Source organism: Leptothoe sp. LEGE 181152 (assembly GCF_032906605.1).
Taxonomy (GTDB): Bacteria; Cyanobacteriota; Cyanobacteriia; order Phormidesmidales; family Phormidesmidaceae; genus Leptothoe; species Leptothoe turfae.
The window spans coordinates 198,195-223,991 of sequence record NZ_JASATU010000008.1 but is presented as its reverse complement, the minus strand read 5'-3'; the positions used below and the strand labels follow the sequence as shown (position 1 = coordinate 223,991).

24 protein-coding genes and 2 pseudogenes are annotated in these 25,797 nt (G+C 45.0%); 20 read left to right on the top strand and 6 right to left on the bottom strand.

Translation table 11 applies throughout. The features are described 5' to 3' along the window. Positions 1–392: 392 nt before the first annotated feature. The 3 genes from rsgA to QGP82_RS05225 all read left to right on the top strand — a co-directional run bounded on the left by rsgA (position 393) and on the right by QGP82_RS05225 (position 4,445). Positions 393–1,478, top strand: a complete 1,086-nt coding sequence (rsgA, locus tag QGP82_RS05235) for a ribosome small subunit-dependent GTPase A (protein ID WP_499057475.1) — start codon at positions 393–395, stop codon at positions 1,476–1,478. Between the two features lie 553 nt (positions 1,479–2,031). Beyond that, complete coding sequence (locus QGP82_RS05230) at positions 2,032–3,540, top strand: catalase (protein WP_499057485.1); 1,509 nt, start codon at positions 2,032–2,034, stop codon at positions 3,538–3,540. 224 nt (positions 3,541–3,764) lie between these two features. Beyond that, the gene (locus tag QGP82_RS05225; RefSeq protein WP_499057472.1) at positions 3,765–4,445 is read left to right on the top strand and encodes a winged helix-turn-helix transcriptional regulator; all 681 of its coding nucleotides are present in this window, start codon (positions 3,765–3,767) and stop codon (positions 4,443–4,445) included. 23 nt (positions 4,446–4,468) lie between these two features. Here QGP82_RS05225 and QGP82_RS05220 read toward each other — a convergent pair. Together QGP82_RS05220 and QGP82_RS05215 are read right to left on the bottom strand one after the other, a co-directional pair. Further along, positions 4,469–4,615, bottom strand: a pseudogene (locus tag QGP82_RS05220) (winged helix-turn-helix domain-containing protein); the annotation flags it as partial. Between the two features lie 159 nt (positions 4,616–4,774). Continuing rightward, the gene (locus QGP82_RS05215; RefSeq protein ID WP_499057470.1) at positions 4,775–5,311 is read right to left on the bottom strand and encodes a hypothetical protein; all 537 of its coding nucleotides are present in this window, start codon (positions 5,309–5,311) and stop codon (positions 4,775–4,777) included. Positions 5,312–5,519: 208 nt separating this feature from the next. Between QGP82_RS05215 and QGP82_RS05210 the strand changes: the two genes are divergently transcribed. From QGP82_RS05210 to QGP82_RS05200, 3 genes are all read left to right on the top strand, one after another. Beyond that, entirely contained in the window at positions 5,520–6,698 is a 1,179-nt protein-coding gene (locus tag QGP82_RS05210) for a sensor histidine kinase (RefSeq protein ID WP_163671465.1), read from the top strand. An 8-nt stretch (positions 6,699–6,706) separates the two neighbouring features. Further along, positions 6,707–7,393, top strand: coding sequence for a response regulator transcription factor (locus QGP82_RS05205; RefSeq protein ID WP_499057468.1), 687 nt, complete (start codon positions 6,707–6,709; stop codon positions 7,391–7,393). A gap of 240 nt (positions 7,394–7,633) precedes the next feature. After that, positions 7,634–7,951, top strand: a complete 318-nt coding sequence (locus tag QGP82_RS05200) for a hypothetical protein (RefSeq protein ID WP_163671463.1) — start codon at positions 7,634–7,636, stop codon at positions 7,949–7,951. A 5-nt stretch (positions 7,952–7,956) separates the two neighbouring features. On the opposite strand, the gene QGP82_RS05195 is transcribed toward QGP82_RS05200, so the two are convergent. The 3 genes from QGP82_RS05195 to QGP82_RS05185 all read right to left on the bottom strand — a co-directional run bounded on the left by QGP82_RS05195 (position 7,957) and on the right by QGP82_RS05185 (position 12,517). Then, on the bottom strand, positions 7,957–9,141 hold the full coding sequence (locus QGP82_RS05195) for a cytochrome P450 (protein WP_499057467.1): 1,185 nt from the start codon (positions 9,139–9,141) through the stop codon (positions 7,957–7,959). Between the two features lie 204 nt (positions 9,142–9,345). Then, the gene (locus QGP82_RS05190) at positions 9,346–11,016 is read right to left on the bottom strand and encodes a di-heme-cytochrome C peroxidase (RefSeq protein WP_499057465.1); all 1,671 of its coding nucleotides are present in this window, start codon (positions 11,014–11,016) and stop codon (positions 9,346–9,348) included. Positions 11,017–11,383: 367 nt separating this feature from the next. Further along, entirely contained in the window at positions 11,384–12,517 is a 1,134-nt protein-coding gene (locus QGP82_RS05185; protein ID WP_163700492.1) for a YhaZ family DNA alkylation repair protein, read from the bottom strand. 533 nt (positions 12,518–13,050) lie between these two features. Here QGP82_RS05185 and QGP82_RS05180 point away from each other — a divergent pair. From QGP82_RS05180 to QGP82_RS05130, 11 genes and pseudogenes are all read left to right on the top strand, one after another. Beyond that, on the top strand, positions 13,051–13,371 hold the full coding sequence (locus tag QGP82_RS05180; protein WP_348918299.1) for a winged helix-turn-helix transcriptional regulator: 321 nt from the start codon (positions 13,051–13,053) through the stop codon (positions 13,369–13,371). 280 nt (positions 13,372–13,651) lie between these two features. Next, complete coding sequence (locus QGP82_RS05175) at positions 13,652–13,993, top strand: IS66 family transposase (protein ID WP_499057463.1); 342 nt, start codon at positions 13,652–13,654, stop codon at positions 13,991–13,993. Between the two features lie 109 nt (positions 13,994–14,102). Beyond that, entirely contained in the window at positions 14,103–14,432 is a 330-nt protein-coding gene (locus tag QGP82_RS05170) for a DUF433 domain-containing protein (protein WP_163671456.1), read from the top strand. Between the two features lie 8 nt (positions 14,433–14,440). Continuing rightward, positions 14,441–14,791: a DUF5615 family PIN-like protein gene (locus tag QGP82_RS05165; protein WP_163671455.1), complete on the top strand. Its 351-nt coding sequence runs from the start codon at positions 14,441–14,443 to the stop codon at positions 14,789–14,791. Positions 14,792–14,938: 147 nt separating this feature from the next. Beyond that, on the top strand, positions 14,939–15,859 hold the full coding sequence (locus QGP82_RS05160; protein WP_163671454.1) for an alpha/beta fold hydrolase: 921 nt from the start codon (positions 14,939–14,941) through the stop codon (positions 15,857–15,859). Between the two features lie 198 nt (positions 15,860–16,057). After that, positions 16,058–16,705 carry a GNAT family N-acetyltransferase gene (locus QGP82_RS05155; protein ID WP_348918285.1) on the top strand — a complete coding sequence of 216 codons (648 nt, stop codon included), beginning with the start codon at positions 16,058–16,060 and terminating at the stop codon, positions 16,703–16,705. Between the two features lie 270 nt (positions 16,706–16,975). Continuing rightward, positions 16,976–17,215 carry a hypothetical protein gene (locus QGP82_RS05150; RefSeq protein ID WP_250565244.1) on the top strand — a complete coding sequence of 80 codons (240 nt, stop codon included), beginning with the start codon at positions 16,976–16,978 and terminating at the stop codon, positions 17,213–17,215. After that, positions 17,212–17,496 (top strand): type II toxin-antitoxin system PemK/MazF family toxin, encoded by a 285-nt coding sequence (locus QGP82_RS05145; protein ID WP_499057460.1) that lies wholly within the window; start codon positions 17,212–17,214, stop codon positions 17,494–17,496. The genes QGP82_RS05150 and QGP82_RS05145 overlap by 4 nt, the downstream gene beginning before the upstream one ends. A 126-nt stretch (positions 17,497–17,622) precedes the next feature. Then, positions 17,623–18,081, top strand: coding sequence for a hypothetical protein (locus QGP82_RS05140; protein WP_499057458.1), 459 nt, complete (start codon positions 17,623–17,625; stop codon positions 18,079–18,081). Between the two features lie 165 nt (positions 18,082–18,246). Then, a pseudogene (locus QGP82_RS05135) lies at positions 18,247–18,756 on the top strand (GHMP family kinase ATP-binding protein); the annotation flags it as partial. A 507-nt stretch (positions 18,757–19,263) separates the two neighbouring features. Then, entirely contained in the window at positions 19,264–20,184 is a 921-nt protein-coding gene (locus QGP82_RS05130) for a sugar phosphate nucleotidyltransferase (RefSeq protein ID WP_499057483.1), read from the top strand. On the opposite strand, the gene QGP82_RS05125 is transcribed toward QGP82_RS05130, so the two are convergent. Continuing rightward, positions 20,150–21,535 (bottom strand): hypothetical protein, encoded by a 1,386-nt coding sequence (locus tag QGP82_RS05125; RefSeq protein ID WP_499057455.1) that lies wholly within the window; start codon positions 21,533–21,535, stop codon positions 20,150–20,152. The genes QGP82_RS05130 and QGP82_RS05125 overlap by 35 nt on opposite strands. A 317-nt stretch (positions 21,536–21,852) precedes the next feature. On the opposite strand from QGP82_RS05125, the gene QGP82_RS05120 reads away from it, so the two are divergent. From QGP82_RS05120 to QGP82_RS05110, 3 genes are all read left to right on the top strand, one after another. Further along, positions 21,853–22,887 (top strand): alpha/beta fold hydrolase, encoded by a 1,035-nt coding sequence (locus QGP82_RS05120; RefSeq protein ID WP_499057454.1) that lies wholly within the window; start codon positions 21,853–21,855, stop codon positions 22,885–22,887. Further along, complete coding sequence (locus QGP82_RS05115; RefSeq protein WP_499057451.1) at positions 22,874–24,259, top strand: aminoglycoside phosphotransferase family protein; 1,386 nt, start codon at positions 22,874–22,876, stop codon at positions 24,257–24,259. Before QGP82_RS05120 ends, QGP82_RS05115 begins: the two co-directional genes overlap by 14 nt. Positions 24,260–24,733: 474 nt before the next feature. Continuing rightward, the gene (locus QGP82_RS05110; RefSeq protein ID WP_163671447.1) at positions 24,734–25,792 is read left to right on the top strand and encodes an aldo/keto reductase; all 1,059 of its coding nucleotides are present in this window, start codon (positions 24,734–24,736) and stop codon (positions 25,790–25,792) included. The last annotated feature ends 5 nt before the right edge of the window (positions 25,793–25,797 follow it).

Here is a 25,797-nt window from a genome sequence, read left to right as displayed (position 1 = left end):
ACTCACAGGGGTACTTAATTGAAATTCTAATCAATGCAGCGGATTCTCTGGTCAGACCTTGGATACGGGGGCTGGAAACCCTTCTCTCCTCAGAGCAAGTCGCCATTAATTTGGGCAAAACTTAGGTGTGTAACTTTACCAATATCTCGACAGTAGGCCATCATCCCCGCTATACTAGCAATTGTTCTCTCTACTCTTTTCAGGAGCTGAACCTTTATGTCTGAGTCGGTAACCCTTGTCGCTACATCTCTAAATCCGTAGGGAATGCACCCTTGAAACTGCTGGGATAATCCCTGACAGCATTTCTTTGCACCATTCCTCTACGGTTATGGCCTATGGGCAGATGCCCTGTAGGTCTCAGACTCAGTTGACCTAGAGGATTTTTTCCTATCATGACTTTAGCTAATTTAGGCTGGAGCGATACCTTCGCTTGCAGCTTTGCACCCTACGTGGAACAAGGGTATCGCGTAGGACGTGTTGCTGTGGTTCATCGCAGTCAGTACCATCTCTATACTGAACAAGGTGATACAACAGCAACTCTAACTGGCAGATTTAGACACCAGATTCAAAGCTCATCAGACTTTCCAGCTGTGGGCGATTGGGTTGTACTTCACCCCCAGAGTCCAACAGATCCAGCGTTAATCGAGGCTGTACTACCTCGTAAAAGCCAATTTCTTCGTCAAGCAGCCGGTAACCGTACCGATGTCCAGGTTGTTGCCGCTAACGTAGATACTCTTTTGCTGATCAGTGGTCTAGACTTGGACTTTAACCTGCGTCGCATTGAGCGCTATTTGGTGATGGCTTGGGAGAGTGGGGCTAGTCCAGTCATTGTGCTAAATAAGGCCGATATTTGTGAGGACCTGGACCACAAGCGTCGGCTTGTGGAAGACATCGCGTTTGGCGTGCCAATTATTACCCTGAGCGCGTTACAACACAATAATCTGGAGGCATTAAAGCCTTACCTTAAAGTAGGGCAAACCCTGGCTCTTCTCGGTTCATCTGGTGTGGGCAAATCTACCCTGACAAATCAGCTGATGGGGAGTAACCTACAGGCGACTCAAGCAATACGTGCAGACGATAGTAAGGGACGTCATACCACCACCTCTCGGACTATGCTGCGCTTGCCCATCGGAGCTCTCTTAATTGATACTCCGGGTATGCGTGAGTTACAGCTATGGCTGGCTGAGGATAGTCTGGATAATCGTGTGGATGAAACCTTTGCTGATGTCGAAGCCCTGGCTCAGCAATGTCGGTTCCGCGATTGTCAACATCAGTCAGAGCCGGGGTGTGCCATCCAAGCAGCGTTAGCCTCAGGAGATTTATCTAAGAAACGCCTGAGAAGCTATCACAAGCTGCTAAAAGAACAGGCCCATTTACACCGGCGACAGCACCAACAAGCTCAGCAAAACAGCAAAGCTCGTTGGAAATCGCGCACTCAAACCATACGACAATTTAAAAAGAGTCAGGGCGATAGGTAATAGGACGTGCCCACGGCTTTCATGCCCACGGCTTGCGTGACAACTGCTTTGTGTAACTAAATATTGCCAATTTCCAGGCCATCACTACTGCCATTCCTATACATTGACAATCCAATTGACACCCCATAGGAGTGGCAGTTAACACTTGATATAAAAAAGTTTCAGAGCTTTGCCAACAATCCCTAAGCTCCCTAACATACACATTTCATGATTTGGATAAATAGGTAATCATCTCTATTGATGAATTCCTATTTTAGAATTATTCTGATTTAAATATGAATCTAATTCAATAGTTAGCTAAAGCTAAGATAATTCCTGGCAAAGATATTGAGCGATTGACTGTACTTTTAGACGATCTGTGCCCTTAGCCAGAATCATCAGGTACATCATTCTTTCGTCAACTTGTTCTAGAAGAGTCTTTTCAGGCTGTTATCAACAGTCTGCTTTAGCTTGTCTAACGATACAAACTAAGGACACTACCACTATGAAACCCCCAAGTTTCTGGGCTAAACTTCTCAAAAAAACTCGGCCAATTTTGATCTTTACAGTCACCATGGCATTGATGGCTAGCGTGTCCACGTTAGCCATCGCTCAGGTTCCCTTACAAACCCGTGATAATGGTGCCCCTGTTGGCGATAATCAAAACTCTCAAACCGCTGGTTCAGGGGGGCCTGTTCTCTTACAAGATGTGCATTTAATTGAGAAACTAGCTCGGTTTAATCGGGAGCGTATTCCTGAGCGTGTTGTCCATGCACGCGGCACAGGTGTGCATGGTGAGTTTGTGAGTACGGCTGACCTGTCAAGTATTACGATGGCAGCACCCTTCCAAGGCAGAGGCAAGAAAACACCAGTCTTTGTCCGTTTTTCAAGCGTGATCAATTCTAAAGGGTCACCAGAAACGCTGCGTGACCCACGGGGATTTGCGACTAAGTTTTATACGGACCAAGGCAACTGGGATTTGGTGGGCAATAATCTCCCTGTCTTCTTTATTCGGGATGCGATTAAGTTTCCCGACATGGTGCATTCTCTCAAACCGTCACCCATTACAAATCGACAAGACCCTAACCGCTTCTTTGATTTCTTCAGCCATGTGCCAGAGAGTACACACATGTTGTCTCAGGTTTACTCTGATAAGGGCACCCCGAGAAGCTATCGCGAGATGGATGGCAATGGGGTTCATGCCTATAAGCTTGTGAATCGCAATGGTGATTATCAGTACGTTAAATTTCACTGGAAGAGCTTACAGGGTGAACATAATTTAACTGCTGAGGAAGCAAAAGCTATGCAGGCAGACGACTTTAATCATTACACAGCTGATCTGTATGCCCAGGTAGGACGTGGCAATGCGCCCAAGTGGGATCTTTATATTCAAACCTTAAGCCCAAATGACTTGGACAAGTTTGACTTTAACCCTTTGGATGCTACCAAAATCTGGCCAACAGACTTAGTGCCTGAACGCAAAGTGGGTACCATGACACTAAATCGAATGCCAACTAACTTTTTCCAAGAGACCGAGCAATCTGCATTTGCACCCAGCAATATCATCCCTGGTATTGAACCCTCAGAAGACCGTTTGCTACAGGGGCGTTTATTCTCCTATGCCGATACTCACCGTCATCGTTTAGGGGCTAACCACATGATGCTACCCATTAACCGTCCACAGGTGGATGTTATTAACGGTAATCAGGAAGGCCCTGGCAATATTGGTCGTTCTAGTTCTGATGTTAATTACGAGCCTAACCGTCAACAGACCTTTGGGGCTAACGAAGATTATCGTTTCTCTCAGTTACCCATTGCTGGTGTAACGCAGAATGTACCCATCGAGAAAACATTGAACTTTGCCCAGGCAGGTGATTTCTATCGGGGACTCAATGCAACTGAGCAAGCGCATTTGGTTTCTAACTTAGCCGGAGACTTGGGAGATGTTAAAGATGCTGCCCTACGCACCAAGATGACGGCGTTCTTTTATAAAGCAGATGCGGACTATGGGACTAAATTAGCTAAGGCAGTGGCTGTTGACCTTAATGCAGTTAAGCAGCGTGCTTCGACGTTGTCTGAGTAGGTGTTGCTAGCTGACTAAAGCGATGCCTGTTTGCGGTTTCCCTTGCGAAGGCAGCCGTGTATACACATCTCGGACTTGTGTGTACACCGTAGCTTGCAAAGGGGAACCGTTTTTAAATCTCTTCAATCTACGGAGGTGACCAAAAACCGTTGCGGCTAATTCTTAAATATACAGATGTTGTATGCAACGTCTGTATATTTGCCTTACTTTCAACTTGAGGAAACATGCAAACTCACATTCTTTTGATCGGCATACAGCCAGAACTGGAAACAGTTTTAGACGCGATTCTATGTCAGCAAGGATATCGTATCAGCTTCCTGGCTCACCGGATGGCAACAATGGAGACCGTCTGGCAGTTACGCCCAGATCTTTTGATTATGGGTTGGCCGACTGCTAATAGACTTGATTTGGAACCCTGTCGCTATTTGGCATCGTCGATGAAGAAAACACCGATTATGCTGATAGGTAATGGTAACAGCCAAGACCAAATCGATAGTTTGAATATTTGTGCCAATGACTATCTGCCTGTTCCACTGGACATGGACGATTTCTTGGCCCGAGTGCGCGCCCGAATTCGACGGGTAGAGTGGGAGAGAAAGACGGCGATCTTTGCCTTCGAAAATTTAATGCTGGATACTCAATCCTATGAAGTTTACTACAACAAACAGCTGATTCCGCTAACTTTAAAGGAGTTTGAGCTGTTGAAATACTTTATGGAACATCCTAAACAGGTGCTGACCCATCAGCAGATTATGAATAGCGTTTGGCCTGATTTTCTGCCAGGAGAAAGTATGAATATTTTGCATGTTTATATTCGGTATCTTCGCCAAAAACTAAAATCAGCAGGCAAGTTTATCTGCACGATACGCAATGTGGGTTACATTCTCAGCACTCGTGGGGCGTAGTGATCAGTAGGTCTTGGCAAGACTTATCTGGTGGGGTGACTTTTAAGGCGATAGCCCATGCCCCGTACTGTTTCAATGTAATCGCTGCCAAACTTTTTGCGCAGATGTCGAATGTACACTTCAATAATGTTAGAGCCTGGATCATAGTCATACCTCCAGACACGATTGAGTCCATCGCCTGAATTTAAGCTGAAAAAAATTCAGGTTGGGTTGCCAGTCCCTATTATCAATTTTCGAATGAAAGGGGGCAGACGTTGTGATCTGCCCCCTTGTTTGCTTCACTTTTTACTGAGGCACAACCGGCACAAGCACCGTCACGTATACGCCACTTACCTGGAACTGGTAATGGGTTGCTCACGAATCATGGATTCTGCGATCGCAACCAATTCTGCGGTATCGATTGCAGAATCTAAGGCACCAACACCATAAATTTGCCCATCTTGCCGCCAAAGAATATTGTGGGTTTTGAAAAACCCTTGGCCCCAGGTCAGATGATAACCATCCAGCTCAGAGGTAAGGGCAATGGGCGACACCGTATCTGCCGGTGGGGGCCAAGACTCTGTTTCAGTTAGCACCCCGATGGACCCCAACGCACAAGCAGATGCCCGACAATTAGGGTCAGCTGATACATTGACTCGAAAGCCATTATCATCAGATTCAAAATAAGGGTAGAGATCAATTGAAGAATTAGGGAAATAGGCGGGTAAGCGTAAACTTGTCCCTGAAGGAAGTTGTTGACGAATAGTCGAAAGTACGGGGGTGAAAATGTCAGCGGGTGCGGCCACTGCCTTGTCAGCAAGCCCTAAAGCACCACTGAGTATAATCGTAAAACCTGCCAACAATGATACGTTTCGTGAGATTGTCATACCGTTGACTCCAAAGGTGACTTTGATGTTTTTACGGTAGGTTGATTTCTCCTAACCTGCGAAGTCACCCCCGTCATGCATCACCATGACATCTGTCATCCCTTTGGGAATTTTGCCGGAATTCAACCCGTCATAAGGCACAATCAAATCAGAATCAGTCGTTCAGGGCAAGATTGGTTCTGTAAACACAGCTAAAGAGCACAGAGATATGTCGCATACAGCCGTTCCCATCTCACCAAAAGTGCGAAAAATTATGCGCTGGGTGGAGTGGGTCATTCTCATCCAATGTGTCATAGACAATGTGATGGGCGCTCAGATTGACCCACGGTTTGGGCAACCTTGGCAGCTGGCCCTGTTTGTTGGCATGGTTGCCGCCTTGAGTCTGCGGTTTCCTAACCAAGCTTCTCTACAGCAGCGTCGTCTTTATGTCGCCCTAGAGATGACTCTACTGATTATTGCGCAGTTTTCTCGGATTTCATTTTCAAGTTTGTTTGAGTTATTCATTATTAAAGCCTGTTTGTTGTTGCCGATGAGTGATGCAATCATTGCTACAGTTGCAACCACAAGCATACGGATCATGCAATTTACTTGGGGTTTACCCACCGCCATTGAAGAAGTCCAATTGCGCGGTCTGGACTTTTATTTGAACCCCCAAAGGATTTTGATTAACACTCTAACAACAGCCATCACAGTTGCTGTATTCGTCGTGACGATGGGTTTCTTGTTTGCATCAGAGCAACGGAACCGATATCGAGCGCAAATCTTAACCCAAGAGGTTGAGTCATTGGCAACTCAATTGGAACGCTCCCGTATTGCTCGGGATATCCATGACTCTTTAGGACATTCCCTCACCACATTGGATGTGCAGTTAGCCCTTGCCCAACGATACAGCCAAGCGACTAACAACAGTACTAAGTTGCAACAAACATTGGAAACTGCCCAACAGCTTACAGTTCAGTGTTTGACGGAGGTGCGTCAGTCGTTACAGACAATGCGCGAGTCTAACTTTGAGCTCAATACGGCCCTCCACACATTGGCGGAGCAGCTACGTTCGTCCTTTACCATCAACCTAGACATTAAACTACCCCCGCTACCTCAGCAGCTCAGCTACCAGCTTTATCTAATGGCTAAGGAGGGGTTAATCAACGTCCAAAAGCACGCCTATGCGACTCAGACTCATCTTTCGATGCTGACAGCGGATCATCAGCTTGTCGTCACCCTGCATGATAATGGGTGTGGTTTTGACATCGGCACTCAATCCTCAGGATATGGGTTACAGGGAATTAAGGAGCGATCGCAACTTTTAGGCGGACAACTTATCATAAATAGTGGTCACCAGCAGGGGACTACATTGCTCATTACTATTCCGCTGACGACAGCAGCCTGATTTAAACCATGATTAATCTCTTGTTGGTGGATGACCAAACAAACTATCGACAAGGTTTAGCTGAATTGTTGTCCCTAGAATCAGATCTGACAGTGGTCGGACAGGCAGAAAATGGAAAAGTGGCCATTAGTCTCACTCAGCAATACCAGCCCGATGTCATTTTGATGGATGTGCGGATGCCCCTATGTAATGGTGTCGAGGCAACACGCATCATTCACCAACGTTATCCCTGGATTCGTATTTTAGTGTTGTCCACTTTCGACGAAGACGAGTATATTTGGCAATCCTTGCAGTATGGTGCTTTAGGCTATCTACTGAAAAGTACTCCCGCTAACCAGCTGGCGGATGCTGTGCGTGTTTTGGCCCAAGGGTACAGTCAGTTGGGGCCAACCATTGCCCCTAAAGTATTTGCCCAGCTGAATCCCAGCATCACTCTACGGCCAGAGCAAAGTAATGAACATCAATTTAAACACTCATTGAGCGAGCGTGAACAGGAAATTGCTAAACTTCTAGGAGAGGGTAAAACGAATAAGGACATAGCCCAAACCCTTCATTTGAGCCATGGCACCGTACGTAATCATATTAGTCGAATGTTAAGCCAGTTAGAATTTCGCGATCGCACTCAGATCGCACTCTGGGCACAAAAACACTTGCGAATAAATGATGGAGCCAAGACCTTACCTCAAGAAAATTAAAGAAGAGACTGAGCATTTCAAAGTGACTAGAGACTTCCTAAACCGATATCCTGTCATGCTTAAACATTTGCTAGATGAGCCAAATTCTTAACTGCTTTAAACAAATGGTAAGAATTTTCTGGCTCTATTCTCTTGTGAAATTTTATGACCTTTAAAGCATCTTGAGCACGAAACGTAGAGGGGCAATTAAGATAAACACTTAACCTGCTGTACAACATAGTGATGCTATAGGGGGATACGATGGGTCGCAGATTGACAGAGAAAAATCCTAAGGTTCGAGCAACAGCTGCTATGTGGACTTTATCCATGGGCATGTTGGGTGTATGTATTCCCCTAGTCGCTATTACCAACAGTGGGATTATCTTACCGTTACTGGTAATTCTCAGCACAGGAGGAGCGACAGCTGCAGTGTGGCTTAGCCCTGGCAGACGTCGACCAGAAGACATCCAGTTAACACAAACTGTAAAAGCATTAGAAGAACGAATTATCAACTTAGAAACAATTTGCACAGGTCTTGAACCTGTTGATGAGCCTCGTAGTCTATCTGAGATAAAATAGTGCTCTTATTCCTCATGACACCATTCCAATCGATACTCTTCTGGAAACGGTCCGCCCTTATAGTCCACTTTGCTAACAGCTTTTACTCCTGGCAATAAAAGCACCTGTCGAACAAGCTCTGTAATCATCTGGCGGCCAATGTGACGCCCTAAGCATTCATGCAGGCCTTGACCAAAGTGAAATGTGTTAGTTTCGGGACGGGTGGGGTCAAACACCTGGGGCTGTGGGAATGCCGTCTCATCAAACATAGCGGAATGGGTAATAGCGATGACAGTTGTACCGGGTTTAATTGTGCGAGCATAGTCGGTGCCGGTTGCCAACTGTGTTTCCTGTTCACAAACTCGGAAAAAGTATGGCAAAGATGGATTAAACCTCAATGCCTCCAGCACATAACCGTCAAACTCGCTGGGGTCATCTTTTTGGGCAGCAGCTATGGCCTGTTTAAGGATCTCAGGACGTTCAAAAAGCTCGACCAGGGCATTGATAGCGGCATGGGATGTCGTCTCCACAGTTCCAATTAACAATCCGCCCAGGTTTCGAATGACTCTGGCAGGGTCAAACTTTTCCAAAGCACCTGACATCGACAACTTCAGTAATCGTGTTGCTGGATCATTGTTATCCTTGCCAACTTTTAGCTCTGCCCCTCTACGTTGAATCAGTTTGATTAAATAGACCCCTAAGTTCTGACCAGCCGCCTCACGATTAGCCACAATCTGAGTAGGATCCTTGACCACTACAGAATCAAAAGCTTGATTATGGAACGCATCGTATTGGCTCCAGTATGACCACTCAAATAAATCGTTAGGATCACTTTCATCAAAGCCAAATTGCTCCTGTACAAACGCAATGGATACGGCTCGACACAGTCCACCCACGACATCAATCGTACCTTGAGCATTGTGCAACAGTGATGAGGCTTTAGCCGCAACATATTGACGAGTAGAGGCAAGCTGCTCAAGATCCAGCACAGAGCGCATAATCGCTTTTTCTCGCCAATGGATCGCTGTATCATCCTGCGACATCCAGAAATCACTTTGTTTCGGCTTATAGAGTGCCACGCTAAAGACATCGTATTGACGTAACACAGATGTGCAATCACTAAAGCGGGTAACAATTGTTAGTTCTGGTAGCTCCAGAACAGGACAAGACTCTCGCAGTTCTTCATATAGGGAAAGCGATTCAGTATCCATCCATGCGCGCACCTGCCGCCATCGTTGTTCCAATGGTAGTTGCCCAATCTTTTTAAGATAGCCATTTTTTGGGCAGAATTTCTGCAAGTATCTTTTCATCATTTGTTGCCATGGGTTGAACGTAATACTGCGCCAGCAGCCTATGCCAGCAGCCTATGCCAGCAGCCTATGGAGGATAGTTTTTCTGTGATGACGGTATGGGCATCAAAGGGATTTAAGATATTCAATCAATGCTGTCTTGTCATGGGGAGAAAGTTCAGTCCCAAACAAGTGCCCGCCATTACTTTTGCCTTCCTCTCGGGTGTCGTAGAGGAAGGAGCCTGCTGCCCTTAACCCAACATGATCTGGATCAAACTCATTCCCTCCAGTTTGAAACGTTGTGGGGCGTTGCTCAGGTACAGACAGCACATCCCAAAGTGTAGGTACTGAACCATTGTGAAAATAAGGAGAGGAGGCAAAGATGCCTGCCAACGGAGAGGCCCAGTAAACGGCTCCGCTCTTTTCCGATGAATTATTGTCTAAGTTGCTGTACTGTTCTTTTGCGATCGCAAACTTATTAGGCCTACCCTTCGAATCATGGTTTTGATAGTTTGTCGCTATCCTGTAACCAAATTCTTTCCAGAGTTTGAATTTACGGAATCGCAATATTTTTTTAGATAAATCCAGCAGACCGTCTGCACGCTCTTTTCCATGCTCATTAAATATTTGGTAGGCAACAGGATCCGTGCCTACATCGAATGATAAGCGCTGATTAAACTGTATGCCTAGCCGATTTGGCGGTTCACTGGTTCTGGTATGGCATTGGGCACAGTTCTGCTCGAATAGAGGTTTACCCTGCGCAATCAATGTTTGATCGAACTGCCCTAAGACTGATTCAGGCCACTTTGGAGTGCGTAGTCTCTCAAGAGAGTTTTGTATTTTCTCAATATTATCGAAGTCAATGGATTCTAGAATTACTTTCTTTTTAAACGCCTCGATCATCTTTGGTGGACGAATCGGCGATGTGGAAACAGACTGAATCCAGTTTCTGGCGCTCGGATGGTGAATTTCAGCAAACCACTGTGCCCATGTGTCTTGATGAGCAAACCATAGGGGCGGATAATTGGTACTGCCTTCCAGTTGAATCCTTAAGGGAGTTTTACCGCTAGATTTTATAATCCCTTTCCGAACCATCCAGCCGATAATGCCAACATTGTTGTAGTAACCTCGGGTAAGGGCATTCAGATTGCCAGGGCCAAACTCTGCCGCTGGAATTTGCAACTGATCCATCACCTCGGTAGCAACTCCATAGGGACCAATAAATTCACTAATTTCATCTTTTAGCTGGTCTAGTTCCACCTGGGTTGGAGTGTTTCCTAGAACATCTGTCGCAAACGCTTTGATCTGAGCATCATCATCTAACAGAGTGTAGAAAGCCCCATACAAATCTTCTAAGAACTGGGGAATATCCACTAACCCTGGCCCACCATAAACTGGCAGTATCCATGGTGAATTAGACCTAGAACCATCATTTGGACGATAGGTCAATTGTCGAGCATGGCAGGCAGCACAGGTGATACCTACGTAAGGTCGATCACCAAACTGTACGGGTCGTTGATCGATGGCAAACCCGATGGGCAATCCATATGGGTTAAGCTCTGATTCCTTCGACGGAATAAAACCATACCCTGGGCCGAGTTTGTCGATAAATTTTGTATCCGGCGCTTTTGGATCAGGAAGATTGAGAAAGAATTCAAGGGGAGCAAGATTTGTCCCCTCCGAAGCATGATTGAAAAATTGAACTTCCTGCTGTGACCAACCCTGGTTTAAGTCTGCAACCTTGGGTTTTATATTTGCTGACGCCTCTCCATAGAAAGAGAATAGGAAAAGGATCAAAGCCAAAAGACAATGTAATACTTTAGTTAACATCTCCGTCAGTATTTAGAAGAATTTCTTTAACATACTGATTTATTCATAATGATTTGGACAGCCTAAAGTTATGCCTATTGATTAGATAGGTCCATTGCACAAAGGTAAAATGGGTGGTGCGATCGGAAGTGATACGACTATATTTTTACGGAATAAACATCTCCCAACTTGCAATAACTCTCTTATAAGAGGTTTTTAAATTCATCACCTGCGTAATTTCAACGATTTTTGATGGGAAGGACTTTGTTCACTATCACCTGAGCCTTAGGATGACAGCTCACCCCCATATCGTTTGAAGGTCAGTAAATCTCGTGATTTTTGCACTTATGAACGTTTAAGCCTCAATGAGTTCAAATGTCAGCGATCCACAGGCTTGACCATTAACCTGTAAAATAATTTGGTGCTCGCCAAGCATTAAACGTCTTGTCGTCATCAAACGCATAGGATGTTTCTTTTTGAGGGCAACGACCTCACCCTTCTTAAGGTCAACTTGCTTAATCTTAAAAACTTTTTGGGTCCTCTTTTTGCCATCATTGGCAAAGTACATCAAATAATCAACCAAAAGCTTTTGGGACTTATGAGCACGAATATCGAACGAAAATTCAAATGCATCACCGACCTTCACTTGGGGAGTGCTGGTAGAAAAATTGGTAATAGTAATATCTGGTTTACTGCCAAATCCAATGAGCTTTAAGGCATCTTTATGCCCCTGTTTAGTCAATGTCCGCAGAGCATGTTTTGTTATAAAAGAGATCTCTTTCTCTGTTTGTCGTTTGCTTTTTATCCAGCTTTTCAGAAGATCAATCACCAAGTTTGGATCAACCTTACTAATATCATTCAGGTGATTAGCCACTGAACGCGTCACATAGCGAGTCTTATCTGCATAAAGGCTTTCCAAAATAGGTAAAGGCTTTTGGTAATCAATCGTTAGCTTTTGCGCCCAAGGAAGCTTGGGTCTTGTACCTTCACTGGCCCAGCGGCGCACATGATAATTGTCGTCATCCGCACAATCCGATAAAAAACCAAGCGTTTCGTCAGGAAACGCATTAATAAAATAACGGATAGCGTATTCCGCCGAGAATCGTTTCGTAATCTCCTTCAGACCACTTAGGGATACGTCTAAATACTCTGAGCTACAGCCATGGAGGGCAACATACAGAGAGAACGGCGCAAAAATAAAATCACCAAAGTCATCATCTGTTTTAGTAGGATCAAGCTCTGATGGCAGCGACTTTAAGATAATTGCCAACGACTCCCCATAGTCATCTGGCAAATACCTATGCAAGCAGGTTGAAATGTGGGCAATACGCTCCTTTAGTTCCAGCTTAGGAAAGGCTTTAACAACATCCTGATGAAATTTTTCTTGAGCAAAATCAGGAAATGCCTGAACCATCAAAGTCGCTAAATATTCAACCTTATCTGAGTTAAAGAGCTGGTCTTTTAGGGAAAAGGAAGATTTTGCTTTCACGAATACAATTTCTCCTGGCACATCAAGGAAGACGGTTTTCAAGATATCAGTTGTTTTTGTAGGGACACACCGATGTGTACCCTTCGAGATACAGGCAAATTACCGATGTCCTGCATTGGGCGCATGGCCATGCGCCCCTACAATGGCATACCTAATTTTGCATAAATTATTCATGATCAGAACTCTCAGACCATACCATTGAAAATAGCCAGTATTGAATAGGTAGCATGACCTTCCTTGTAGCTGTCCCTTGGATATTTTCCTTAATCATAGGCGTTATTGTCGGATGGTTTATCCGCCGCAAATCCATTTATATTCGGTTGCTATGTGCTGGGCTAAATGCCATCGTTCTGGGGGTATTTTCCGCTGCATTTTATGCTCAGTTTGCTGACATCGTTTTTGGCTGTTCGGGTTGGGGCTGCATAGGTGTAGTCCCTATCGCCAGACAGGTAACGATAGTGAGTATGATTCTAGCCGCATTATCTGTCTTAATCGTCAGATGGGTGACACATTTATCGAGAAATCACCCTTAAATCAAGCGTATTTCTCTCTCTACACATTGGACGCTGATTATTCTCCGCGATATGTTGAATGGCAAAAATCGTTTTTCAGAGTTTCTGGACTCCCCAGAGCGGATCACAACCAATGTACTCACGGATAGGCTGGTGCTGATGGAAGAGACTGGTCTGGTGAACAAAATCCCCTATCAGCTACGGCCAAAGCGGTTTGAATATGAGCTTACGGAAAAAGGATTAGGACTACTACATTTACTACAAGAGATGTGTCGTTGGGCCAATCATTTCATGTCAGAAACATGGACAGCACTGTCAAGTTTTATGAATCGTAAAATATAGCAATCAGCCGCAGACAGTGATATGGCACTTAGATAGCAAGCCTGGACCATAAATAAATCTTAAACAGCTCAATTTCCATCTAGGGCGGATGTTTATACTGAAACTTTCAGCCTAATCACCCATATTGGCAGATTAGACTGACATATTTCCACCTAATCATCTATATAGGGATCTTAGGCAGAAATATTTCTACCTAATCCGCCATGTAGGATAGATAGGTGGAAAGTTTCCCTCTAAGTAATTGTTATGTCGCCCCAGCAGGAAAAATTGAGATATTGCCATGAGCGAAATCCCAATTATCACATCTGAAATATTTGTTGCATATTCACAATGTCCCCGAAAAGCTTTGAGTTTGTTTACATTTCTTGAATATGACTCCATCCCATGGCATAACAATACAGCGGAAAGGGCTCTTCGTCATATCGCTATTCAAAGAAAGATATCAGGCTATTTTTTTGAAACTGGTGCTAATTCATATCTGACTCTACTTGGAATTATGCAAACTTGTAAGTTTCAAGAGAAATCATTTTTGAAGTTTCTAGTTTCAGGTGAGAAAGATGTTGATGCTTTTAAATCACCCAAGGTAAAGAAAAGAACCCAAACTGCAAAAAGTCATACTTAAATCGATGAGTAATGCTATACCTTAAGGCTATTTTAAGTTCCTTGAAATAGTGATAAGACCTTGAATTTAAGTTACGATCATTATGCAGATGATGAATAGGATTTAACTGATGAGTCTTGTTTTAGAGCGTGAGGCTCCTCCTCTTCACGAGGATGAAACTGGAGCAGTTAGAGTTGGCAATTCAAGAGTCTTGCTGGAAATTGTAATCAGGGCGTTCCAAGATGGGGCATCCCCGGAATCCATTGTCAATCGTTACGATACATTGTCCTTATCTGATGTCTATAACACGATTGGCTATTACCTTAGACATATGGATACTGTCGAAGCCTATTTGAATCGACGAGCAAAGCTGGCTGAGTCCGTACAGCAGCGTTTGTCTGCAATTCAACCTGATCTGAGTCTCATTCGCTCACGTTTGCTGTCTCAACAGAACCCCTAATAGCGAATATGTTGAGTTTATTGAGTGATGAAAACTTTAATGGCGACATTGTTCGAGGCTTACGACTTCGTCAACCTAGCCTTGACTTACTTCGAGTTCAAGATGTTGGTTTGAGGGAAATAGACGATCCAGCAATTTTAGCCTGGGCTGCAGATAATGAACGTATCCTACTCACCCATGATCGTGCGACGATGCCAGATTTTGCTTACGAGCGTCTAGTTCGAAAAGAACCCATGCCAGGGATGTTTGTGATTAATGATCGAATGCCTATTCGTCAGGCGATTGATGAGCTGCTACTGCTGGTAGACTGTAGCGAACAGGCAGAATGGAAAGATGTAGTATTGTATTTGCCCCTGTAAAGGAAAAGTTGACATCAAGCACAACGTACATAACGTTGCCCATGCACACCGACCGCCAAAAATGGGTCGATGTAATGCAAAAGTTATCTGCGGCGGGTGATGGGCAACGTTATGCGTCGAAATCATCCCTCTCATGCATAGAAGCGTATGATTGATCGTCAACTCCCTTACATCGATTTCCAGGCCATCAACACGCAATGCCACACGCTTGCTGATGGGCGAATATTAGCTTTCGCCCGCTATGGAAAAGAAGGCGGAACGCCCATTTATTACTTTCACGGGTGTCCGGGATCCCGATTTGAGGCAGCGCCGATTCACCCATGGGCACTCGCATCCGGTTTTGAGATTTTCGCCCTCGATAGACCGGGTTGCGGTCGCTCCTCTCACGCAATGAACTATCATGTGCTCGACTGGCCGAAAGACGTCATCGACTTTGCTGATTATAGGTCGCACGAACGATTCGGTCTCATCGGCTTGTCTGGGGGTGGCACGTACATCAATGCCTGTGCCTATGCAATCCCTAATCGGCTGCTTTTTGCCTACGATGTGGCGGGCTGGGCACCTGTGGCTCAAGTCGAAGACCTGCGAAGCTCACTGGCACCCCTGGATCGCTTCTTCTTGAGGATCGCGCTAAGCTTCAAATTCTTGTTTCAGATTCCCTTTGCGCTCATAGGGCTGGCTGCCCGACATTTAAGCGACCAAGGCTTCGCAAGCTTGTTACGCTCGTCAATGAGTGACGACGATAAAGCGTTCATTCTTGGTTCCGACAATAATGCGCACTTTTTCCGCAGCATAGTCAAAGAGAGCTTTGCCCAAGGGAGTCGTGGTCCTGCAGACGATGCGACCCGATGTTATCGAGATTGGGGATTTCGCCTAGAGGAGATAAGCTACCCGGTGGAGATCTGGCACGGAACGGATGACTTTTTTGCGAGCTTTTGCTTTGCTCAGTATAAGCATCAGGCCATTAGGAGCAGTGTGCTGCGAGTCTTCAAGGGACGGGGCCATCTTCATCCAGTAACAGAGTATGAGGCTTTGTTTAAAGACATTAGACTTAATCAGAAATTGTAGACCCCCTGCACAGCAAGGGTTTCAAAAAGTACTTGATTTGATAACAACCCAACGTCAAAGATTGTTCAGATTTTGAGAGATAACTTTGCCGCCATCAGACAGTTTGGAGATAGAGAATCGGAAAGTATTTTAGTGTTGATATAGTATGAAGCCGCCGCATAACGTTAGCTGCAAGCTTTACTCTGAAAAAGGAATACTGTGAATATTAATATTCGTTTAGAAACTAAAGATGATTATTTCAAAGTCGAAGAACTGACACGAGAAGCGTTCTGGAATTTATATACGCCAGGATGTGATGAGCACTATTTGTGTCATATACTGCGCGATCACAAAGACTTTATTAAAGAACTTGATTATGTCGCAGAAATCGATGGAAATGTAATAGCTTCAATCATGTATACAGATTCGTACCTTTTTAGTAATGACCTAGAGAAGGTGCAAATCGTTTCATTTGGCCCTTTCTGTGTTCATCCTGACTATCAGAGGAAAGGCATAGGTACAGCATTAATTGAAAAGACAAAATCGCTAGTAGAAAAAAGGAATATTCCAGCAATTGTTATTTATGGAGATCCTCATAACTACTGTAAGTATGGGTTTAAAAATGGTATTGACTATCAGGTCAGCAATATGGATGGAGAATATCCTTTAGGTTTACTAGTTTTAGAGCTTCAGCCTGGATTCTTTGGAAATAAAGAATGGAAGGCGAAGCAAAGCGATGTGTTTGTTTTTGACCATAAGAAAGTCATAGAGTTTGACAAAAAGTTTAAGGAAAAAGAAAAGAAAATCCAATACAGTCAAGAGATATTTAAAATGCAGATTAGGTCTTTCTTAAAAAAAAACAGCTAACAATCATTTCAACCTGACGTTTTTCGCCGCTACGCTCTGAAAAACGCAGGTTAAATGGGCGGTTATGCGTCACTTGGGAGCTGCTAGGCATGTGCCTTCAAGATTCTTGGAACCTAACCGGAAGATATCTAGATGCAGCAACGGCATTACTACCTGCTGCCTTAGTACCTGGTGAGGATGTTCGAATCGATTCATACAGTTCCTAATGTTGTACTTAGTACAGGTTATTTATAATAGGTTTGCAACTGAAAACCGATAGATGCCTATATTATGCTGCTAGCCACTAGTGAATCCCTCAAACAGGATATTGAAAAGCTCACTAACGAGCAGCTTCAGCAAGTTGCTGAGTTTATTGCCTTTCTTCAATTTCAAGAAAAACGGCAACGTATAACCCTTGATCCGGTCCTTTTAGCTCCCCTTGCAACTGAGTTTGCAGAGGAAGACCGTGTGCTTGCAGAATCAGGTATGGACGACTACGCGGACATGCTGGCTAAGGAAGACCAATTATGACCCAGCAGTTGAATCGTGGAGAAGTCTGGCTGGCAAATCTCGATCCTACTCAAGGTTCTGAACAAGCAGGTATTCGCCCTGTCATAATCTTCCAAAATGACATGGTTTCAAAGTTTTCTACGACAACAATTACTATTCCTCTTACAACAAATAGTACGTCTGGCCAATCCCAGGCGATCGCACCAGGTCACAGAGGCCAGAGTGTAGCCCAACCGGGGCTCCCATTACCGCCAAGGGCCCCTGTCAAGGTGGGTACGAGCAGCGCAATATCTAAAGGTTAGCCTGTTATTGACGATCTAGTTAACTCTACCTTTAGATTAGGTTGACATGTTGATGCATCAGCTGTGCAAAATAGATAAATAAAAAATCTCCTTTCATAAAAACTCTGGCTATTAAGGAAGCGACCGATGGGCTATTACATGCGCTACATCGTTAATGAAGACAAAGAGATCAGCCTTGGTATGATCGAAACTGCCCTCAGGCGTAAAGACCCAAACTATAGTCTTGCTAATCAGGCTCCTACGCAAGAATATGCAGAACTCTTATTAGGAACAGATGTCTATGGAGCATTAGCAATTAATCGTCGTGGCTCAGAGCTAATGGATGAAGAGCTTGAAGAATTACTTGAGGATATAGATAACGAAGAGGTTAGAGATCGCCAAAGAGTCCAGCATTTGCTACAGAATGCTCATTTCACCATTGCACTGCAGGTGCTCTGGCAAGGCAGGGGATTGGAAGCAACCCTTGAAAAAATTGATCCTCTTTGGGAGTGGCTTTTTGAGCAATATCAAGGGCTATTGCAAGCAGATGGTGAAGGCTACTATGACATAAACGGACAGGTTCTCGAAGTAGGAGAAAGTAATTAACACTCTCTATAAAATGACAGGGATAGAGTCTCGATGTCTACCTGGGATGATGGGCACAATACTGCACTTTATAACCAATTTGCCCGTCGGTATAGGCTGTATAGGGATAAAGGAAACAGCCACGGAACTCGGAGCATTGTCAATTAAGCTAATTCACAATCCCTTATGACTTCTTTGTTTGTACCGGGTCGCCTTTGTCTGTTTGGTGAACATAGCGACTGGGCCGGAACGTATCGCACAATTAACCCTGACATTGAAAAAGGTTATGCCTTGGTTGTCGGCACCAATCAAGGCATTTACGCCAGCATCAAACACCATCCTCAAGATTTAATTTTCCAGGCCACCCTCAACGATGGCAGTCAATGCGCACCGATTCGATTACCTATGCAGCCTGATGTACTTTTAGAAGAAGCCAAACAAGGAGGATTCGCCAGCTACATGGCTGGTACCGCTTATCAAATTTTGAGCCGCTACGGGGTCCAGGGCTTGGCAGTCAATAACTATCGGACCGATTTGCCCATCCAAAAAGGATTGTCATCCAGTGCTGCCATCTGTGTGCTGATTGCGCGAGCATTTAATCAGCTGTACAACCTACAGCTAACCATTCAAGACGAAATGGAACTGGCCTACCTGGGCGAAAGAACCACACCAAGCCTATGTGGCCGTATGGATCAGGTTTGTGCCTTTGGCAATAAACCGATCTTGATGACCTTTGATGGCAAGCGGGTAAACCTGGAAGCACTGCCTGTACCAAAGATGTTGTTTTTAGTGATGGTTGATTTGGGTGGCTCTAAAAATACCCAAAAAATCCTGAGCGATTTAAATAATTGTTATCCATATCCTAAAAATCAAATTCACCAACAGGTTCAGCAATATCTAGGGACTATCAATGCTAAATTTGTTCAGCAAGCGGCTAGCGCTATCAGGCAAGGAGATGCAAAACGTCTAGGCACTTTAATGACCCAGGTTCAAGCTGACTTTGATCGCCATGTGGCACCAGCTTGCCCCGACCAGTTAACGGCTCCCAAGCTCCATTGTTTACTCACCCATCCAGCCTTGCAACCCTTTATCTATGGTGGTAAGGGGGTTGGCTCTCAAGGCGATGGTACAGCTCAGTTAGTGGCCAAAGACCAAGAGAGTCAACTGGGTGCGATCGCAATTATCCAACGAGATTTTCCAGAAATGCAAGCCCTAAGTTCCACCATTTCTCCCCAGTCAACCATCAAGAAAGCCGTTATTCCAGCAGCTGGTTTTGGCACAAGAATGTTTCCCGCCACCAAAGTTGTCAAAAAGGAACTGTTGCCGATTATTGATCACGATGGCCGAGCAAAACCAATTATCCTCAAAATTGTAGAAGAGGCTATTGCAGCAGGCATTGAAGAAATTGGTATCGTTGTCCAAAAAGGGGATCTGGAAATTTTCCAAGCATTTTTCCAAAATCCACCCAAGCCAGAACTATTGGCCAAACTTTCTCCAGAAAATCAAAAATATAGCCAATATCTCCAAAGCCTGGGTGACCGCATTACGTTTCTCATTCAAGACCAGCAAGAGGGCTTTGGCCATGCGGTGTACTGTGCCAAAACCTGGGTTAATAATGATCCCTTTCTGCTGTTGCTGGGAGATCACATCTATCAAACCCAAGAGCAACGCTCCTGCGCACAACAGGTGTTAGCAGCCTTTACCCAAACCAATAGCAGCGTTGTTGGGGTAACAGTGATGTCTGGAGACATTATCCACAAAGCAGGCTGTGTCACCGGCACCTGGCGAGAGCCAGATACTATTCTAGACATTACCCAACTCTACGAAAAACCTGACCTGGACTATGCCAAAACCCATCTCCATGTGCCCGGCATGCCAGAGTCAGACTTTTTAGGGGTTTTTGGCATGTATGTGCTCAAGCCAGAAATTTTTGATGCTCTACAAACAGAAATAGAGAATAACCTGCGGTCTAAAGGAGAATTTCAGCTAACCACTTGCCTGGAGCGATTGCGGGCGGAATCTGGCATGGTGGGTTATCTAGTTAAGGGGCAATATTTTGACGTGGGCATGCCTCAGTTTTATCGGCAGACTATGTACGATTACGCGATGTCTCAGACTCCCTAAAATATCTAACGATGAGCCATCCGACTGAGATTAAACCAGCGATGCCCAGGGTTAACCCTGTATAGGGTACTAACATAGCCGCAACAGGTAAAACGGCACCACTCAGCGTAATGGTGAGCACGCCCCAGCGCTTTCTTTGCTGGGTTCCCAGCCCAATGCTGAAGAGCAAGAAGAAGGGCAATAACAGCCCCCAGGCTACGCGGGCATCAAACAGGCGGCTGGCATAGGTGAGGCTTAATAGACAGGCAAAGAAGATGGCGGCTGCGATCGCAACATCCTGCAACCGCATCGGCACCGTCAAATAAAGCAGCAGCAACCACCACAAAAAGAGACCGGGAGCCAACAATAACAATCGCGGTAATATCCCCGTCTGACGAATGCCCTGCGTTGCCGTAAATACCCCAAACGGATTACGCACCGAAACATTCTCATCAAACTGCCAGGTAAATCTCGTACCCTGGCCTTCTAAACTCGCCTCTGTTGGCACAATGCCGCTGGCAAAGTCAGCATTGGGAAAATCAGCTAGTACCGTTAACCTAAACTGAGAAAGTAGTCGCCCGTAGGCGCTATAGACCCAACGGGGTGCCCCCTGGGCCTGATAAGAAACCGTATACTGGGTGGACTCTCCTGGGGCCAGCTGCAACGGAAACTGATACTCTCCCTGGTTTACAGGTTCTAACCGCTGGCCTTCCCGTTCTATCCGGTAGTCTTGCAATAGACTGTATCCATCTGGTGGAGGCACTTCAAAGAAGAAGTCTTGGGTAACATCCAGGGTATTGGTCACCTGATACTGGCTGGTAAAATCAGATTGATAAATCAAACGCTCGGTGGCGGGGTCTACGACCTGAGTCAGAGTGACCTCAACATTAGAGGCACTGGGCGATAAAAAGCGATCGATCTCCTGTAGCCTTTCAACTTCGGTGGGTTGCCCATCAATGTAAGTGATGGTGGTGTAAGGTTCTTCAATGATATAGCGCACGTAGGGAGCGCGTTGTTCTACCCTGGCCCCAGCGACACTACTGGCAACCTGTTCAATTTTGGCTTGTTCCCAATGATGATACCGATTAGCTAGGGTGGCGCAGAGAAAATAGCCCCCGACGAGTATGGTCACCACAAGTAAGCTATGCAGGGCCACCGTCAGCAAGCGATCATAGCCGAACATGACTGGAGTGAGCCAGCCAGTGCGATCGCTCCGGTGCGCAAATCTTAAAGCCGCCAGTACGATACCAAAACTGGCTAATATCCAGAGCAGCCACCGTCCCACCAGCAACAGTTGTTGACCAAACGCCTGTAACTCTTGGGGGTGGGTAAGATCAGGGATGGTCGGGATGCCATTGATGCTGAGCAACATATTGCTAATAAGGAACGTACCATACATCCATTGCTAACACACCAAGATTTAAAGAATGCAAATCGGTATATTTTGTTAGAGTTGCCGACTCAACGTTGACCATTCAATAACCTGAACAAGCAATACTCAGCTAACTAAAGCACTGACCACCAACTAGTAGCCGATGGCAGAAAACCTGACAATGTCCCTGAGGTATCATCTGCATACTAAAAACTTAGACCACACCATCACGTTTTCTAACTTGTAAGATAGGATAGTTGTTCCAAGCGATGGAATAAAAGATAAGTAGACAAGGCAACTCAGCTCAAAATATTTCTATGATCAAATGGCTAAGACGTCTCACCCTTGTTGTCGCTGCAATACTTTTTCTGACCCTAATAACAGGGTTTGTTTATGAACAATGGTCGCGCCATGCGGTCGCTCAAGCGTTTTCTCCCCCTGGGGAACTTGTGGCAGTCAACGGAAAACTATCCCACCTTTATTGTACGGGTGAAGGCAGTCCCACCATCGTTTTAGAATCTGGCATTAACGAAGGTGGATCACTAGTTTGGGAAGCCGTGCGACCGGCCATTAGCCAGGTGAGTCGTGTGTGCGCATACGACCAGTCTGGAATTATGTGGAGTGAGCGTCGAGAACAGCCAAGAGACGCAGACCATATTGCGGAAGACCTGCATAACTTATTGATGGCCGCCCATGAATCTCCCCCCTATGTGATGGTGGGCCACTCCCTGGGGGGGCTGCTAATCAGAGTCTTTACCGACCATTTCAGTGATGAAGTTGAGGGTCTTATTTTTGTTGACTCATCTCACCCAGAACAAAATCAACGGTTTCCTGAAGATCTCATGGAAATAATGGCCTATCCTCCAACACTGCTGCTCAGAACTATTTCGACACTGGGCATCTTACGTCTACAGTCTCCTCCTGCTCCCAGCGCGCTCCCCAAAGAAGCTGGTAAGGCAATTCATGATTACCTACCAGAGAGCATGACAGGCATTGCTGATGAGATTGCAGCCATGGATAGCATTTTTGCTCAGGCACAATCCACTGGTCCATTTGGAGATATGCCAATGGTTGTGCTTACAGCAGGCCATTTTCCAGATGAGTTACCCTATCAACTTGATGAGGATGGGATGGCTAAACTCCGGAAAACATGGTCCGAAATATGGCCTACCCTACAGACAGAAATTGCAACCTTATCCACTAACTCAGATCATCGCACTATCCCAGAATCATCACACAACATTCCCTATGAGGCTCCGGAGGCTATCGTAGAAGCCATCAAAGATGTTGTTATGGCTCAGCGTGAAGGTAAACCTGTGGATCATGGTACTGGAAATAATGAGGCTCTTTAGAGGTTGGAAGTCTTACATTTATCTCCTACTCATTGATGTTAAAGACTCTAAAGTCTTACTTCAGTCAAATAGAGATAACTATTCCCTACCCTGCATTAAGCTGAATCAAGGCCTCTCATTTGATGATGTGGCATCTGTTAAAAATGCAGTCAATAAAGATTTTGGCATCTCTACTAATGTCTTATACTATGCCAGCTATGAAGTTGATCAAAACAAGCACACTGTTCAAGCCATATATGTATTAGAACAACATCCACCTGGTGAAACAATACAGATCGGTACCTGGTTTGATGTATCAAGCCTGGCAGGGGTTGCGCTTGATCATCCTGAACACAAAACAATGATCGAACAATGTTTGACTGAGCTTACAACAGGTCAAACGCCAACGCTTCGCCCTCCTTGGGCAAAACCTGGTTGCCTACAGCAGGCTAGCAACTGGGTTGATGCGCAACTAGAAGACTTGGGGTATTCATCAATCACAGCCATAGAATGTGTCAGAAACTGGTCAATATCATGGGTTTTAAGCATTAAAACTGCAGAAGGGACTCTATACCTAAAAGCAGCCTCTCCAAACGTGCCGCTATTTTGTGATGAGCCCGTTGTCACTCAAACACTGGCATGTTTATTCCTCGATCAAATACCCACTGTGCTTGCTATTCATCCACAACATCATTGGATGTTGCTAACTGATTTTGGTAAGCCCATCGGCCATCGGATTCCTCTTAGAACAAAGGAACATATTTATCGTTCATTTGCTAATCTTCAAATTCAGGCAACCCAGCATTGCGATCGCATGCTAGCTGCAGGTTGTTTAGATCGAAGGCTACATGTTTTGCATACACAGATTGAGCCCTTCATCAACGACGAAGAGACCCTATCAGCATTATCAGCGGCTGAGGTTGAAATTGAACAGCTCCATGCCGTCGCACCAAAACTCAAAGATTTATGCTCGCAACTAGCTAGCTATAATATCCCTGAAACATTGGTACATGGTGATTTACACCTAAACAACGTCGCCTTCCATCAGGAGCATTATTTGTATTTTGATTGGACAGATGCCTGCATATCCCATCCCTTTTTTGATTTGCTGAAGTTCTCTCTTGCGGATAAACAAATATCTCTACTCAGCGACGTGACAAGGTTATGGCAACAGCGAAGCATGACGCGTCTACGACATGAATATCTAAAACAATGGCAACAATATGAATCACCTGAACGTTTATCAGCGGCCTGGAATATCGCAAAACCTTTATGTATATTGCACCATGCCATCACCTATCAAACTATGATTAAGGCTCTAGAAGCAAGGACAAGGCCTGAGGTTAGCCATGTTCTACCTTACCTTTTACGGGAGCTCATCAGCATGTGCTGATACTCAAGCTAGCGGGTATAAAAGGCATGTATACAAAACATTTTATACTCTCACCATAGTCGCAGGCTATACCAAACGACAACAGGATATTTTTCTTGAACTTAATCTAAATCAAATCAGATACGCAAACGAATAAAAATTCTTTGAATTGAATTTGGGATTTTCCAGATTTTATGGGCCATAGGATACCAAATCTGAATTCATCAAACCCGATGAACAACGGACCATCTTGTAGACGTACTCCTTTGGGGACGTACTCCTTTGGGGACGTACTCCTTTGGGGACGTACTCCTTTGGGGACGTACTCCCTTGGGGACGTACTCCCTTGGGGATGTCCTTCGATACGGGGCGCTAGCAATCACGCTTTCTGTAAGTTCTTTATTTTGTTTATTTAAATTCTCTACTGATTTTTCGGAAAATTCTCTTTAGAGGTGACCAAAACCTGTAGTTTTAAATATCTATTATTGTTTAATTATGCAGGCACTACTCGATAAAGTTAAGACTAAAATTGCAGATAAGCGATATAAGCCTGACCCTTTAGAAATCTCCCGTGAGTCACCGGATATGCCCATGGCATATACCATTCTGGGCAATACCAACTTAAAGGTGAGTGTGGCCGGTTTAGGTGGCGGAGGATACAGCCGCTTAGGTCAAGGCTATAATCGCCCTGTGGATGAGTCTATTGCCATAGTTCATAGGGCTTTAGATTGGGGTATTAACTTATTGGATACAGCAGAATCCTATGGAACAGAGCACATTATAGGTGAGGCCATTGCCTATCGAGGGCGCTCTAATTTAGTGTTATCGACCCAGAAAAAGATTTCTGTCGGTGGTCGTTTTAGGCCAAGAACCTTGATTCGTGCCAATGAACTTGAAGCGGGGTTAAACAATAGTCTTAAAAAGTTAAATACAGATTACATCGATATCTATCATCTGCATGGGGTTCGCCCTAGTGACTATGACTATGTGAAGGCTGAATTTTTACCAGCCCTATTGAAATTTAAAGACGCTGGAAAAGTAAGATTTATTGGCATCACGGAGGGGTTTGCTTCGGATCCTGAGCATAAAATGCTGAGTCGTGCGGTTGAAGATGACTGCTGGGATGTTTTTATGCTTGGGTTTAATATCCTGAATCAATCTGCCCGTGAACGAGTTTTACGGAAAGCATTAGCAAAAAATATCGGCATTCTAAGCATATTTGCAGTTCGGCGCGTCCTCGCCAGCCCAGCAACCTTAAAGCCGTTAATCGATGAGATGATCGAAAAGTCTCTCATTGACCCCCATAAGATAGATCTCAATGAGCCCCTTGGATTTCTGATGAAAAGTGGAGAAGCTGAAAGTCTTGCTGATGCCTCGTATCGCTTCTGTCGCCATGAACCGGGCGTTCATTCTGTGCTGTTTGGCACCGGCGATGGCCAACATTTAGAAGAGAACATTCGCTCGTTGTTACGGGGGCCGTTATCCCAGGCCAGCAAAGAAATGCTCAACCATGTGTTTGGCCACATCGATCAAATTTCTGGCCAAACGGATTAGAGGGA

What these genes read in the sequence shown, in the direction of transcription:
- QGP82_RS05205 (WP_499057468.1), top strand. Translation starts at nt 6,707, where the DNA reads ATGATTAATCTCTTGTTGGTGGATGACCAAACAAACTATCGACAAGGT.
- QGP82_RS05125 (WP_499057455.1), bottom strand. Translation starts at nt 21,535, where the DNA reads ATGTTGCTCAGCATCAATGGCATCCCGACCATCCCTGATCTTACCCAC.
- QGP82_RS05175 (WP_499057463.1), top strand. Translation starts at nt 13,652, where the DNA reads ATGAGCGAAATCCCAATTATCACATCTGAAATATTTGTTGCATATTCA.
- QGP82_RS05160 (WP_163671454.1), top strand. Translation starts at nt 14,939, where the DNA reads ATGATTGATCGTCAACTCCCTTACATCGATTTCCAGGCCATCAACACG.
- QGP82_RS05170 (WP_163671456.1), top strand. Translation starts at nt 14,103, where the DNA reads ATGAGTCTTGTTTTAGAGCGTGAGGCTCCTCCTCTTCACGAGGATGAA.
- QGP82_RS05225 (WP_499057472.1), top strand. Translation starts at nt 3,765, where the DNA reads ATGCAAACTCACATTCTTTTGATCGGCATACAGCCAGAACTGGAAACA.
- QGP82_RS05165 (WP_163671455.1), top strand. Translation starts at nt 14,441, where the DNA reads ATGTTGAGTTTATTGAGTGATGAAAACTTTAATGGCGACATTGTTCGA.
- QGP82_RS05110 (WP_163671447.1), top strand. Translation starts at nt 24,734, where the DNA reads ATGCAGGCACTACTCGATAAAGTTAAGACTAAAATTGCAGATAAGCGA.
- QGP82_RS05140 (WP_499057458.1), top strand. Translation starts at nt 17,623, where the DNA reads ATGGGCTATTACATGCGCTACATCGTTAATGAAGACAAAGAGATCAGC.
- QGP82_RS05230 (WP_499057485.1), top strand. Translation starts at nt 2,032, where the DNA reads ATGGCATTGATGGCTAGCGTGTCCACGTTAGCCATCGCTCAGGTTCCC.
- rsgA (WP_499057475.1), top strand. Translation starts at nt 393, where the DNA reads ATGACTTTAGCTAATTTAGGCTGGAGCGATACCTTCGCTTGCAGCTTT.
- QGP82_RS05200 (WP_163671463.1), top strand. Translation starts at nt 7,634, where the DNA reads ATGGGTCGCAGATTGACAGAGAAAAATCCTAAGGTTCGAGCAACAGCT.
- QGP82_RS05215 (WP_499057470.1), bottom strand. Translation starts at nt 5,311, where the DNA reads ATGACAATCTCACGAAACGTATCATTGTTGGCAGGTTTTACGATTATA.
- QGP82_RS05115 (WP_499057451.1), top strand. Translation starts at nt 22,874, where the DNA reads ATGAGGCTCTTTAGAGGTTGGAAGTCTTACATTTATCTCCTACTCATT.
- QGP82_RS05195 (WP_499057467.1), bottom strand. Translation starts at nt 9,141, where the DNA reads ATGGATACTGAATCGCTTTCCCTATATGAAGAACTGCGAGAGTCTTGT.
- QGP82_RS05150 (WP_250565244.1), top strand. Translation starts at nt 16,976, where the DNA reads ATGCTGCTAGCCACTAGTGAATCCCTCAAACAGGATATTGAAAAGCTC.
- QGP82_RS05130 (WP_499057483.1), top strand. Translation starts at nt 19,264, where the DNA reads ATGCAAGCCCTAAGTTCCACCATTTCTCCCCAGTCAACCATCAAGAAA.
- QGP82_RS05145 (WP_499057460.1), top strand. Translation starts at nt 17,212, where the DNA reads ATGACCCAGCAGTTGAATCGTGGAGAAGTCTGGCTGGCAAATCTCGAT.
- QGP82_RS05120 (WP_499057454.1), top strand. Translation starts at nt 21,853, where the DNA reads ATGATCAAATGGCTAAGACGTCTCACCCTTGTTGTCGCTGCAATACTT.
- QGP82_RS05210 (WP_163671465.1), top strand. Translation starts at nt 5,520, where the DNA reads ATGTCGCATACAGCCGTTCCCATCTCACCAAAAGTGCGAAAAATTATG.